This window comes from Bacillus sp. SORGH_AS_0510 (assembly GCF_030818775.1).
In the GTDB taxonomy this organism is placed as follows: domain Bacteria; phylum Bacillota; class Bacilli; order Bacillales; family Cytobacillaceae; genus Neobacillus.
On the sequence record NZ_JAUTAU010000001.1, the window covers coordinates 2,366,225 to 2,378,270 of the forward strand.

Annotated in this window: 15 protein-coding genes; 8 read left to right on the forward strand and 7 right to left on the reverse strand. The window is 35.3% G+C overall.

Going from position 1 to position 12,046, the window contains the following annotated elements; translation table 11 throughout:
- The first annotated feature begins 59 nt into the window (after positions 1 to 59).
- A complete protein-coding gene (locus tag QE429_RS12160; RefSeq protein ID WP_307287274.1) occupies positions 60 to 1,028 on the forward strand; it encodes a DMT family transporter in 969 nt (322 codons plus the stop codon).
- 78 nt (positions 1,029 to 1,106) lie between these two features.
- Here QE429_RS12160 and QE429_RS12165 read toward each other — a convergent pair whose 3' ends face one another.
- The 3 genes from QE429_RS12165 to QE429_RS12175 form a co-directional block, all read right to left on the reverse strand.
- Positions 1,107 to 1,967: a DUF421 domain-containing protein gene (locus QE429_RS12165; RefSeq protein WP_373463249.1), complete on the reverse strand. Its 861-nt coding sequence runs from the start codon at positions 1,965 to 1,967 to the stop codon at positions 1,107 to 1,109.
- 17 nt (positions 1,968 to 1,984) lie between these two features.
- Positions 1,985 to 2,191 carry a DUF1657 domain-containing protein gene (locus tag QE429_RS12170; RefSeq protein WP_307287276.1) on the reverse strand — a complete coding sequence of 69 codons (207 nt, stop codon included), beginning with the start codon at positions 2,189 to 2,191 and terminating at the stop codon, positions 1,985 to 1,987.
- Between the two features lie 68 nt (positions 2,192 to 2,259).
- Complete coding sequence (locus tag QE429_RS12175; protein WP_307287277.1) at positions 2,260 to 2,463, reverse strand: DUF1657 domain-containing protein; 204 nt, start codon at positions 2,461 to 2,463, stop codon at positions 2,260 to 2,262.
- Positions 2,464 to 2,633: 170 nt separating this feature from the next.
- Here QE429_RS12175 and QE429_RS12180 point away from each other — a divergent pair, with 170 nt between their 5' ends.
- Both QE429_RS12180 and QE429_RS12185 read left to right on the forward strand, forming a co-directional pair.
- Positions 2,634 to 2,972, forward strand: coding sequence for a YmaF family protein (locus tag QE429_RS12180; RefSeq protein WP_307287278.1), 339 nt, complete (start codon positions 2,634 to 2,636; stop codon positions 2,970 to 2,972).
- 131 nt (positions 2,973 to 3,103) lie between these two features.
- Positions 3,104 to 3,706 (forward strand): hypothetical protein, encoded by a 603-nt coding sequence (locus tag QE429_RS12185; protein WP_307287279.1) that lies wholly within the window; start codon positions 3,104 to 3,106, stop codon positions 3,704 to 3,706.
- 31 nt (positions 3,707 to 3,737) lie between these two features.
- Here QE429_RS12185 and QE429_RS12190 read toward each other — a convergent pair whose 3' ends face one another.
- Complete coding sequence (locus tag QE429_RS12190; protein ID WP_307287281.1) at positions 3,738 to 4,526, reverse strand: GNAT family N-acetyltransferase; 789 nt, start codon at positions 4,524 to 4,526, stop codon at positions 3,738 to 3,740.
- 583 nt (positions 4,527 to 5,109) lie between these two features.
- Here QE429_RS12190 and QE429_RS12195 point away from each other — a divergent pair.
- The gene (locus tag QE429_RS12195) at positions 5,110 to 6,027 is read left to right on the forward strand and encodes a YitT family protein (RefSeq protein WP_307287282.1); all 918 of its coding nucleotides are present in this window, start codon (positions 5,110 to 5,112) and stop codon (positions 6,025 to 6,027) included.
- Between the two features lie 225 nt (positions 6,028 to 6,252).
- Here the strand turns inward: QE429_RS12195 and QE429_RS12200 are convergent, their stop codons facing one another.
- Positions 6,253 to 6,504, reverse strand: coding sequence for a sigma-G-dependent sporulation-specific acid-soluble spore protein CsgA (locus tag QE429_RS12200; protein ID WP_307287283.1), 252 nt, complete (start codon positions 6,502 to 6,504; stop codon positions 6,253 to 6,255).
- Positions 6,505 to 6,815: 311 nt separating this feature from the next.
- Entirely contained in the window at positions 6,816 to 7,529 is a 714-nt protein-coding gene (locus QE429_RS12205) for a class I SAM-dependent methyltransferase (RefSeq protein ID WP_307287285.1), read from the reverse strand.
- 185 nt (positions 7,530 to 7,714) lie between these two features.
- Here QE429_RS12205 and QE429_RS12210 point away from each other — a divergent pair, with 185 nt between their 5' ends.
- Positions 7,715 to 7,993, forward strand: a complete 279-nt coding sequence (locus tag QE429_RS12210) for a hypothetical protein (RefSeq protein ID WP_307287286.1) — start codon at positions 7,715 to 7,717, stop codon at positions 7,991 to 7,993.
- 37 nt (positions 7,994 to 8,030) lie between these two features.
- On the opposite strand, the gene QE429_RS12215 is transcribed toward QE429_RS12210, so the two are convergent.
- Positions 8,031 to 8,912, reverse strand: coding sequence for a VanW family protein (locus QE429_RS12215; RefSeq protein ID WP_307287288.1), 882 nt, complete (start codon positions 8,910 to 8,912; stop codon positions 8,031 to 8,033).
- Positions 8,913 to 9,095: 183 nt separating this feature from the next.
- Between QE429_RS12215 and QE429_RS12220 the strand changes: the two genes are divergently transcribed.
- The 3 genes from QE429_RS12220 (at position 9,096) to QE429_RS12230 (ending at position 11,860) form a co-directional block, all read left to right on the forward strand.
- Positions 9,096 to 9,650 carry a helix-turn-helix domain-containing protein gene (locus QE429_RS12220; RefSeq protein WP_307287289.1) on the forward strand — a complete coding sequence of 185 codons (555 nt, stop codon included), beginning with the start codon at positions 9,096 to 9,098 and terminating at the stop codon, positions 9,648 to 9,650.
- A gap of 2 nt (positions 9,651 to 9,652) precedes the next feature.
- Entirely contained in the window at positions 9,653 to 10,630 is a 978-nt protein-coding gene (locus QE429_RS12225) for an alpha/beta hydrolase (protein WP_307287290.1), read from the forward strand.
- A gap of 150 nt (positions 10,631 to 10,780) precedes the next feature.
- The gene (locus QE429_RS12230; protein ID WP_307287292.1) at positions 10,781 to 11,860 is read left to right on the forward strand and encodes a cell wall-binding protein; all 1,080 of its coding nucleotides are present in this window, start codon (positions 10,781 to 10,783) and stop codon (positions 11,858 to 11,860) included.
- Positions 11,861 to 12,046 lie beyond the last annotated feature (186 nt).

Consider the following 12,046-nt stretch of genomic DNA (forward strand, 5'->3'; position numbering starts at 1 on the left):
TATCGGAAAATACAATATATGATTTTATTTGAATTTTTAGTAAAAAGGGGGGAGAAGCAGTGCGGCCTATCATTTTAGGAGTTTTTGCGGCTTTCTTTTTCGCATTCACCTTTATTTTAAACAGATCGATGGACTTAGCTGGGGGAAGCTGGATATGGAGTGCATCCCTTAGGTATTTTTTTATGGTACCTTTTCTTTTCATGATTGTTTTAGGTAGGAAGAACCTTAGACCATTGCTTATAGAGATGAAAAGACGACCTGGTGCATGGGTTATTTGGAGTACAGTAGGGTTTGGATTGTTTTATGGGCCCATATGCTTTTCAGCTGCATATGCTCCAGGGTGGTTAATTGCAGCAACTTGGCAAGTTACCATCATATCCGGTTCATTACTTGCACCGCTTTTTTATGAAACAACCTTGACTAAAGATGGTCCATTAAAAATAAGAGGTAAAATTCCTTATAAAGGGTTGTTTATGTCAATGATAATTTTACTTGGCATCATTCTTATGCAGATTGATCAAGCAAATCATTTATCAGTACTCGCAGTAATCTTTGGAGTTGTACCTGTTTTAATTGCATCATTTGCCTATCCATTAGGAAATAGGAAAATGATGGAGGTGTGTGAAGGCCGACTTGATGTTTTTCAACGCGTTTTAGGAATGACATTAGCTAGTCTGCCATTATGGGTTGTGTTATCCGTTTATGGCTTAATGGACAGTGGGCTCCCTAGCGCGGAGCAAACTATGCAGTCCAGTTTAGTTGCAATTTCTTCGGGAGTTATTGCAACAGTTTTATTTTTTCAGGCAACAGATCTAGTGAGAGGAGATATGCAAATGCTTGCTGCTGTCGAAGCCACACAATCTATGGAGGTTTTATTTGCTATAATTGGTGAGGTGTATCTCTTAAATTCTCCAACTCCTACTACGATGTCATGGTTTGGTATCGTTTTGGTTATGGGAGGAATGCTGCTTCACAGTTATGTATCAAATAAAAGAGAAATACCAAATAGACAAAATGTAAGTGCATAGAAACAAGATGTTGTTCTTCCTAAAAATGTTTATCCTTATCAATGAGCATTGATAAGGATTTTTTCTGGGGTTTTAATATTATCCGTTTAGATAAGGAGTCAGTTTATCAATCGTTTCTTGTAGAAGCGCTGCATTTTTTTTGTACATCGCCTTTGCATTTTCACAATCGGTTTCAAGTGAGAAAATTTCTAAATCTGCCTGGGTTTTCTTTAAAGTCGCTAGTAATAAAGGCCGTTGTGCAGGATTAGGTACCTGAATTTTATCGTCATAGAGATCAACAGTAAGTTCTCCATAGGAATCCACTTGTCCAATGAAAACATTATCAAGGGTTACTCCAAGTTTCTCTAACTCGGTATATAACCACCCTCTACCTTTACCTGCACATCTTAATGGTTCATCAACAATATTGCCATCCATAATGACAGTTTGGGGCTCTTTCTCATTTGGCATTTTCATTTGTAAATCTTTCGGAGTCAATGGACGGTTTTCTCTTTTCAATAATGTGCTTAAATTTCCTCTTGGTTCTAAAACGGCAAATTCCACATCAGCAATTTTAAAAATATCCTTCTGTCGAAGAAGTGCAGATAATTCATCAATAGTGTATTTCTCTTTTTTTAAATTTTCCTCTAAAATCTTTCCATCCTTAATCACAACTGTTCCTTTTCCTTCTGCAAAATCACTAAATTTTTTACTTTTTATCGCTAAATAATTTACTAAAAAGGTAACAAAACCAAAAACAATAAGAGCTAATACACCATGATACATGTTACTTTCCAGACCAGTTACAACTTCGCCTGCAATACTACCGATTGTAATCCCAGCAACATATTCAAAGAATGAAAGCTCTGAGATTTGTTTCTTTCCTAGAACTTTTGTTGTTATAAATAAAAGGGCTAAGAAAAATAACGAACGTCCTATAATAAAAACCCAATCTGGCATCATTAATCACCCCATATTTAGGAGCCGCTGTATTGAGGCTCATGTCGTTCAAGCTCCAAAACTCGGTATTGAAGATCTTTCCTTATCTGTCCCATAGTTATTGTAGATTCATGAAAAATAACTTGGGCTTGCTTATCAAGCGAATTTAATGCTAAAGAGGACAATTCCGCTTCAATTCCTTTAATAGTTGAAAGACATTGTTTAACATTTGAAGCAATGGTCACTTTAACAACTTCCTTTCAAGAATAAAAAAATGAAAAAGGGGTTGGCACATTTGCCAACCTATTCTACCTTATTGATTGTACTGAGGCTCTTCAGCTAAGATCTCTTGAAGACGTGGTTCAAGACTGTCCAGTACAGATTGTGTTTGTTGTGCGGCTTGTTGATAAAGCTGCTTTGCATTTTGATTATCGGTAGCTAAGGCAAAGGTTTCAAAACTCGCCTGAGCACTTTTTAAGCCAGCTAATGCTTGTTTAACTTGCGTTCCTACAGTCATTTTTTATCCTTCTTTCGTGTATTAATGGAATTACAAAAATAGTATGTGAATTTTTCTTTTGCTTATGTATTTTTTCGTCTCCCTAAAATTTTACCAATTAATGAAAAAGAGTCTGTTAGTGTGCATATAGATTTAACATTAATAAAAATTTACAATGCGAGGTGTATTTAGTGAGACAGAATAGCAAAGACGATTTTATCCAAGGATTTGTGGCCAATCATAATCATGGCTCCGTTGACTATACAGGGGTAAGTTCTGGCCATGTACATCAATGTTTAGACGTTACTTCTCCGCCTATTTTGACTCAAGATGGGGGACATGTTCACTATACTGAAGGTTATGTACTATTTGAGGATGGACACACACACCATTACCGTGCATATTCTGGTCCAGCAATTCCGGTGGGGAATGGGATGCATGTTCATTACTACGATTTCTATACATCAGAAGATAATGGCCATAGTCACCACGTAAAAGGGGTGGATCAGCCAGCCCCAGGGTCGAAATAAATTGTAACAAGCAAAACCAATCTTTTAATGGATTGGTTTTTTAAATTTTCGAATTTTTCTTGAAAAAAATGTAAAATTTTCAGATAATAATGGTGAGATAAAGATAGAGCAAATAAAGGGGGATTCAGTTGTTGTTAGTGAGAAAGAATAAAGATGAAGAACAAAGTCAAGCAAAACTGGTTGCATATACAATTATTTTATACATCTGTAGTTTCATTTTACCATTTATATTTGTAGCTACATTCCAAAGTACGGTTTACTTTTCACGTGATTATTGGTTTTTTTCAACACCATTTTCTGCTTATATCACATTTATGGGTGGGATGCTATACATAGCTATTGTTTTTACTCTCTATCTCATTTTTAAACAAAGATGGGAATCTGTAAAGATAAAATGGCTTACAGGCATATTACTACTTGCTAGTATACCAGCATTTATTTTAAGTTTAACAAATTATTACTATTTGGATGACTCTGGGATTCATTACAATTCATTAAAAGGATTAGAAGAAACGGTGTATAGTTGGAAAGATATTAATAAAGTTCATATTGTTTATAGAAATCATCAAGGGACTACAAGTCTTTTCCAATACAATTTTGAAATGGAAAATGGCGATAAAGTTACGATTCCTTTTGATGACAAGCTCGAGGATTATAAGTACAAGTTGGATGCAATCATTAAAGGTAACAAAATTCCAGTTGAGGATAATTTTAAACACCCTATTGTAGATTAAAGAAAAATCCCCAAATTGGGGATTTCTTCATTTATCTATGCATTGTCCAAGTTCCAATATCCTTAAATCCAAGTCTCTTGTAAATCCGCCCAGCATCTGGGTTATCATAAAATAGACAGAGTGCCTTTCCTTCGTTTAGCACATCTGTAAAAAGCTTTTTCATTACTGCAGTTGCTAGCCCTTTTCGGCGATGTTCATTTCTCGTGCATACACCTACTATCATGGCTGAACTCGAATTTTCAGCAGTGGTTGAGACACAGGAAGTAAACACTCCATTTTCCTCTGTATAATAGGTCCTTGCCGTACTAGCTTCCATGGATTTTATAAGCATATCACGGGCATCAGTTCTAATATGAAACTCAGTAATAGTAGCGCGAAGATCCATAATTTGATCTACGTCATCCAAACCAGCCTTTTTTATTTCTAACTCATCGGTATTTAACGTAAGGTTCACATCTGACCGGCACTCAGCAAAATAGGTTACTTGTTTTTCTCCAAGTTCTAGTTCCTTAAACTGCTCAAACTTTTCAACTATTTCTGTTTTCCCGGAAAGGAAAATAGGCTGATGGTAACTTTTTATTATAGTGGCAAAACCACTTACGTCGAATTCACCTTTTGCATAAGGAATAAAAGACTTGTAAAAGCGTAGTAGAACGGCCTTTATAACTCCTTGTTCATCAAATTCGCCCCAAAGTTCCTGAAATTCAGCTTCGAACCCAAATGCTTCCAAATCTCCTAGAATAAATAAATTAATTGAAGGCTCCTCGCTTAAAAAGGAGAGGACCTGTTCTTCATCTTTTATGGTTAGTTTTCTGATCATATTAGTTTCCCCTTGTTTTTATCTAGAATAATGATATAGATAATAAATTTCAAGACTTTTTTTAATATTCATAACTATTAATATAGTGGGAGAATCCCTAAAAAGATTCACTAGTTTGTAACAAAATTTCGGTAAATTCAAAAAAATATAAGATATAATTAAATTGTAAAGAAAACAAGATAAAAAAACAAAGGTTACATCTTAGGAGGCTCAACCATAGGTGTTCGTTCCGCTTGTGTGAACGAGTATATTTTATTCAAATTGAGTCCCTCCGGTTTCACGGACTGAAAAATTTGTTTCTTTTTAGGAGTTTGAATTCCATTGAATTCCATGTGAATTAATTCCTTCAACGGAACAAACACACATTGGCTGACTATTCCGAAATGGTTTACGTATTGGCTGATGTCATGGTTGGGTCTCCTAAGATGAGAATCATAATTAAGAGGTTGCTTCAAACTAGAAGCAGCTTCTTTTTATTTCACTTCGAATAGAAGTGATAAGAAAAATAGGCATTTGATTATAATTAGAGGCGAAGTTCCGTTATAATATAAATTAGAAGTTAAAATTGGAAAGGGGAAAGATAATGTCCGGAATTCAAGAAATGAATGTCATTGAGCAACAGGAAGCAATCATAGCGAAAATTGAACATCGAAAATTAACAAAAAGAAAGATTTTTCAAAGAATATTATTGATTACACTAGGTGCTGCTTTAATGTCAGTTGGTCTAGAAATATTTTTAGTTCCTAATAATGTAATTGATGGTGGAATAACGGGAATTTCCATTATGCTATCGTATATTACAGGATGGAAACTAGGGGTTTTCATTTTTATTCTCAACATCCCTTTTTTCTTTATAGGCTATAAGCAGATCGGCAAAACCTTCGCTTTATCCACTCTTTATGGGATTATTATCCTTTCTATTGGAACTACTTTGCTCCATCCGGTTCCAGCATTTACTCAAGATATTCTCCTTGCAACTGTATTTGGTGGGATTGTACTTGGGATAGGCATAGGTCTGGTCATTCGGTACGGAGGTTCCTTGGATGGCACAGAAATATTAGCTATTCTCTTTAATAATAAACTTCCATTCTCTGTTGGCGAAATTATCATGTTTTTTAATCTTTTCATTCTAGGTAGTGCTGGCTTTGTCTTCAGTTGGGATCGAGCAATGTACTCACTTATTGCTTATTTTGTCGCATACAAGACTATTGATATCACAATTACTGGTTTAGATGAGTCAAAATCAGTATGGATCATAAGTGACAATGCCAAACAAATTGGTGATGCCATTCTAAATCGACTTGGACGTGGAGTAACTTACATCAATGGTGAAGGAGCTTATTCTGGAGACGACAAAAAGGTAATCTTTTGTGTGATAAATCGTTTGGAGGAAGCAAAGTTAAAAGAAATTGTAACTGAAAACGATGATAGTGCATTTTTAGCAGTTGCTGATATCGCTGAGGTTAGAGGCGGGCGTTTTAAGAAGAAAGATATCCACTGAGGGAATAGAACAAGGCTGATCGCACAATATGCCAGTTTTCATTAGCATACACTTAATGGAGGTTAAAAATTGTAATTTTTAATCAAATTGTGTCGTTTCTTGGGGAATTGTATTCTTTTAAAGAATCAAGATTTGTCGTACTATGCGCTTACCTAGGAAATAGTTTTGCGAAAATTGAAATATTTCCAAAAAAGATGGCAGAATTTTCTGCCATCTTTTTGCTTGTTAAAATAATAGCTCAAATACTTCGTTTAATTGATAGGCTCTTTTTTCATCCTGTTCCTCTTTAGCGTAGTTAATTTCCTTAGGAAGCATTTTATTTAAAAATGCGATCTCCTTTTGATTTAAATTTTGGACAAAGGACCCCTCCGAACGAAAATTTCCCTCAACCAGTTTCCGATATATTTGTCTACCTTCAGAATGATCGTCTGTGTAGTTTGATAAGATTTCCCTAAGGTATCCTAATGTTTGATCCATATGGCATCCATCCCTTCACGCTTTATTTTTTTACGTTCCGGGAATAATATACCTTAGAAAAAAGGCATTTAAATAAAAGGCTGTGTTTAGAGACAGTGTTGATTAATACACCCAGTTGATTGGAGCGGAAGGCACGAAGACTCCTGTGGGAGTATGGTTCAGGGGAGACCCCGCAGGCGCGTTTCTCCGAGGAGGCTCGCCGAAACACCCACGAACCGCTCGTGCTTGGAGCGGAAATCAACAAACAATTTTAACAGAGCCAATTAAAAAAGGACCACTCATTTAACATCAAAAGAAGTCCTTTATGCTCCTTAAAATTTTGAACAAGTAATAATTCGGTAACTCAATGTTTGTTGATATTTAATAACAATATTTCCGTGTTCATTTAAAATTTGAAATAATTCAGGCTCGAAGTTTTTCGAAAAGTTAAACTCAGGTGCATGATTCCCTTGGCTAAGCGGCTGCATATGAGATTTCATTGTAATATCTTTGAAATTTGCCGCTTTTAATAAATGCTCCCAGTCTTCTTCTAATAATAAATTATCAATTGCATAAAATTGCTTTATTTCTGTTTCTTCCTTTGGAGTTAATTGTGAATTAATAGTCATTTCATTAGCAATTAATCTGCCGCCAGGTTTTAACACCCTATAAAATTCTTTTAAAGCTTTAGGTTTATTCACAAAGGCTAAAACAGATTCAGACAGTATAAAATCAAAAGAATTGTCTCCAAAGGGAATTTCTTCAATAGAACCTTGGAATAACTGAACTGGGAGCTGCAACGTTTGAAACCTGTTTTTAGCTTTCTCAACCATAATGGGGTTAATTTCTAAACCATATACCTTTGAATGATATTGCTGACATAAATAGGCAGCCGTTTGTCCTGTACCGCATCCTGCATCTAGGATTACTGAGTTTTTTGTAATATTTTCTCCAGATAGAATATCTTTTGTTAAAAGGATTCCACCTGGGTGGGCACCTCCAACGCCAAACTTAGCCAAGAAATCAAAATATGTTAAGCCTCCCATAGACACCACCCAAATTATCTTTTTTGCATACTATGTTAAAAGGAGTTGAGAGGTTCTTTTGTTTATCATGTCAAGAAATGACAAAGAACGAATTGTTTCCTAGGCATAATCAAAAAGAAACAGCACAAATTAAGCAAATGGAGGGGAGATTTTACTTTCCATACCATGTTGAAGGAGTGCTGATAATGCGAAAAATGAATAGACTACCGTTTTTCAACTTGTTTACGCCTAAACGAAAGAGTAAAGGAACCATGTGGGCATCCCTTTTAGGATTAGGATTAAGTGCTGCTGTTTTAGGTGTTACCCGTGGCAAACGAAGAAGTATTACACGTCCAATTCAAAATGTTTTAAAGAACTTTACGCCAAACATTTCACCTAAAGCAAATATTAATTTAATGGATAATGCAGCGTTAACTGAATTCTCTGAGGAGTTACTTTCAAACGCATTAAATAAAAAGGAATAAACAAAAGTCCGCTTATTTTGCGGACTTTTTCTATGCTCTAATAGGGTGGTTGGGGTACTTTACGTGGAGTATATTGTATATTTTCTGAAGAATATAATTTAATCACCAACAAATGCCCCAATGTGCGAGCTTGAATTAATATAGGTTGGTTATACAGATTTTTAAATTCAAAATCAGGTCCATACCAGCTAACGGTGGCATCACGGCCAGGTGGAATATAAGGGACTTTTCTGCTGTGAGAAAAGCGCTGTACGATTTTTAGACCTGCATTATCAACAGCATTAAATAAAGTAGATGATACCTGGCAAATTCCACCGCCAATGTCTTCGGAGTACTCTCCTCTTATAATGACAGGTGCTCGTAGATAGCCTTTTGCCACAGTCCTTTTACCAACCACTTTATTAAAAGAAAAGGTTTCACCAGGGAAAACCACCGTATTATTTATTGACTCTACTGCCAGCTTAATATTCGTAGTTCGCGTCTTATTACCTGGATTAAAAGTAGTGACATATCGTCCAATACGTAAATTACGAATTTCTCCAAGTAATTCGCTATCTACTTTTGCATAAATAGGTTTAAATGGAATTTCTAATGTGCTCTGACGCCTAGAAAAATAGTAGGAATAAAATTGTTCCGTAAATGCTTGTCGATTGATCTGCAATCCAACTTGTTCAGAAATTATTAATCCATGTTTATTTATGTATGCATCTTTAGGCTGTGTAGAAAATTGCTTATCCATCTGGTCTAAAAACTGGTTGTATTTGATGGAATCAATTATTGGCAAGTCAATATATGGATTGGAAAAATCCATTCGATTAATTGTTGTAACATGGTGGCCGTCCTTTGTAATACCTAAGTGATCTGGGGGATTTCCTTGTTGAGCCACCAAAAAAACACCTAATATCCAAGACAACATCATTTCCGCAACCCTCCTCAATTTAATATTAGTAGAAAATTGCCATTCCATGTAAAAAGCAAGGAAAAAGCTAAAAGTAAAATAGGGAATAATTTCTTTATTTTTCCATTAACCTATTTACATTTGAAAAAAAATCATTTATTATCATTATTGATAATGATAATAAAATTAGGAGCAGTATTTCATATGAAAAATGAATCAAGGGCAGACGTAATTTTACATCCCGTTCGAATGAGAATAATTCAATGTTTAATTAACCAACAAATTACAGCACAGCAGATTAGGGAGTTACTTCCTGATATTCCACAAGCATCATTGTATAGGCATATAAAAAAACTGGTGGAAGCAGAGGTCATTCACATTGTTGATGAAATACCGATTCGCGGTACAGTGGAAAAGGTATATTCAATCAATAATCCAAGCAAGATGACTTTGGGGGTAGAGGAAGTAAACACCCTTTCAAAGGATCAACATATGGGCTTATTTATCAAGTTTATGGCGAATTTAATGGGAGAATATGAACGGTACTTAAATCAAGATAGATTCGATATAGTTGTCGATGGTGTATCTTTTCGTCAAACTTCTATGTACTTAAATGAAGAGGAATTTAGTCAATTTATAAAAGAAATCGTAGGAGTTTATTCTAAGTTTACTCAAATTAAACCGGAAAAAGATCGACGAAGAAGAACAGTCGCCACAATTATTATTCCAGAACAATCAATAGATAATAGGGGGAATTAACAATGAAATTCATTGAAAAAGAAATTACGATTCAAAGTAAGATAGCTCTAAAGGGTACATTAACTATACCTGAAGTCCGTTCTGAAAAATGTCCGGCAATTTTAATATTAGCAGGGTCAGGAAAATTAGATCGGAATGGAAAAGTAAATAATAAGTTAGATTTAAAACTGTACGGACAATTGGCTGAATTTCTAACGTCAATAGGCTATATTACTCTAAGGTATGATAAACGGGGTGTGGCAGCTAGTGAAGGTAACTATTTAACAACAGGAGTATGGGACTTAGTCGAAGACGCACAAGCAGCTATCCGTTATTTAAAAAACCTTCCTGAAGTAGAATCTGGAAGTGTGATCCTTCTTGGTCACAGCGAAGGCAGTACAATTGGAACAGCTGTTGCGGCACGTGAAAATCTCGGGGGTTTAATTTTATTATCAGGTGCAGTTGAAAGAATAAGTGAAGCTCTAAAAAGACAACGGGATATTGCAGTGGAGGATATCAAAAATGCGAAAGGGTTTCAAGGGTTTTTATTACGTTTGTTTAGGACACAAAACAAAGTGGAACCCCAAGCACAAAAATTTATAGAAAAGATCCTACACTCAACAGATGACGTGATGAAAGTAAACTTTGTTAAGACGAATGCCAAGTGGATGCGAGAACATTTTAATTATAATGTTAGAGAGGATTTGTCTAAGGTAACCTGTCCTGTTCTTGCTATTACGGGTTTACGCGATGTTCAAGCAAATCCAGGGGTTCTGAAAGATTTGCCTCATTATGTTAAAGGAGATGCACAATATCATGTTATTGAAAACATGGGCCACTCCTGCAAGTTTATCACGTATACTTCTACTATGTTTACGATGAAAAAGGATATTGTGGCAGAAGGAAAGCTCCCCCTTCATCCAGAATTAAAGCAACATTTAGAAACATGGCTCACAAATCATTTTGTAAACACTAATCCGAAACAGTCCTTATCCATTTAGTAATAGAAAAGAAATAGACTTGACTATCGAATAGATAGCCAAGTTTTTTATGTAAAGAAAATGGTATATTCGTAGGTGTAATAATAATGGTCATTCCTATAAAATAATAGTTACTGTTTTAAAATTTATAATCAGGAGGGTAATAAGAATTTGAGATTAAGAATTTTGCTAATATTGACTTTGCTAACCATATTCATTAGTCCGTTAACTACATCTGCAAATGAAGAAGGTGTAAAAAATGGTTGGTTTGAAGAGAATGGAAAACAGTACTATTATCAGAATAATCAATTGGTAAAAGGCTGGATTACTCTTGAAAACAATTGGTATTATTTTAATCAGACTGATGGAACACTTCATACAGGCTGGTTATACGATAATGGCAAATGGTATTTTATGAGAAATGATGGGGTTATGCAACGTGGATGGTTAAATATTGATAGAAAATGGTACTACCTTGAAAGCAGTGGGGCAATGAAAACTGGCTGGCTGTTTAACGAGGGGAAATGGTATTTCCTTGACCAAGATGGAAAAATGCATACGGGCTGGCTTTTTTCAGCAGGGAAGTGGTATTATCTTGCCGATAGTGGCTCCATGAAGCAGGGGTGGATACTAGATAACGGTAAGTGGTATTTTTTGAGTATACACGGAGATATGCAAAAGGGCTGGATTCTGCAGAATAATCATTGGTATTACCTAAATCAATTGGGAGCCATGCAAATAGGTTGGATTTTTATTGACAAATGGTATTACTTTAATCAAAATGGTAGCTGGATTCCAAGCACTATTGCTGATCAGTTTACAAGTATTAAGGATAATAATCAGTTAATTCTCGTAACCACCTTAGGATATTCTACTTATAATGCTAAGATACGAACCTTTGAAAAATTCGATAATAAGTGGTATGAAAAGCTTAATATCTCAGGGTATATTGGGAAAGAAGGCTTTGCTGCAACAATGAAAGAAGGGGCTAAAAAGTCTCCTCGAGGAAAATATACGATAGGAACAGCATTCGGACGTTATCCAAACCCTGGGACAAAACTACCCTATCGGCAAATCACAAATGATGATGTGTGGGTAGATGATCCTGCATCTACTTTATATAATACTTGGCAAAAGGATTCAGAAAATCTTGGGCGTTGGTCAAGTGCGGAAAAAATGAATATTTCTGCCTATAATTACGGATTCGTCATTAATTACAATACAGTAGAAAGAATTCCAGGGGCGGGTTAAGCTATATTTTTCCACGTGGCTAATAACTATACACTAGGTTGTACTGGTACGGGACAAAATAGTGTTATTAACATCCTTAAATGGCTTGATCCGGGTAAACATCCAGTCATTATTCAATCTCCTGAGAGCGAGATAGGTAATTATTAATGTCAAAATACTTTTTTAGCCACTTTATTAACAAGTAGA

What these genes read in the sequence shown, in the direction of transcription:
- QE429_RS12165 (WP_373463249.1), bottom strand. Translation starts at nt 1,967, where the DNA reads ATGCCAGATTGGGTTTTTATTATAGGACGTTCGTTATTTTTCTTAGCC.
- QE429_RS12175 (WP_307287277.1), bottom strand. Translation starts at nt 2,463, where the DNA reads ATGACTGTAGGAACGCAAGTTAAACAAGCATTAGCTGGCTTAAAAAGT.
- QE429_RS12190 (WP_307287281.1), bottom strand. Translation starts at nt 4,526, where the DNA reads ATGATCAGAAAACTAACCATAAAAGATGAAGAACAGGTCCTCTCCTTT.
- QE429_RS12195 (WP_307287282.1), top strand. Translation starts at nt 5,110, where the DNA reads ATGTCCGGAATTCAAGAAATGAATGTCATTGAGCAACAGGAAGCAATC.
- QE429_RS12200 (WP_307287283.1), bottom strand. Translation starts at nt 6,504, where the DNA reads ATGGATCAAACATTAGGATACCTTAGGGAAATCTTATCAAACTACACA.
- QE429_RS12205 (WP_307287285.1), bottom strand. Translation starts at nt 7,529, where the DNA reads ATGGGAGGCTTAACATATTTTGATTTCTTGGCTAAGTTTGGCGTTGGA.
- QE429_RS12210 (WP_307287286.1), top strand. Translation starts at nt 7,715, where the DNA reads ATGCGAAAAATGAATAGACTACCGTTTTTCAACTTGTTTACGCCTAAA.
- QE429_RS12215 (WP_307287288.1), bottom strand. Translation starts at nt 8,912, where the DNA reads ATGATGTTGTCTTGGATATTAGGTGTTTTTTTGGTGGCTCAACAAGGA.
- QE429_RS12220 (WP_307287289.1), top strand. Translation starts at nt 9,096, where the DNA reads ATGAAAAATGAATCAAGGGCAGACGTAATTTTACATCCCGTTCGAATG.
- QE429_RS12225 (WP_307287290.1), top strand. Translation starts at nt 9,653, where the DNA reads ATGAAATTCATTGAAAAAGAAATTACGATTCAAAGTAAGATAGCTCTA.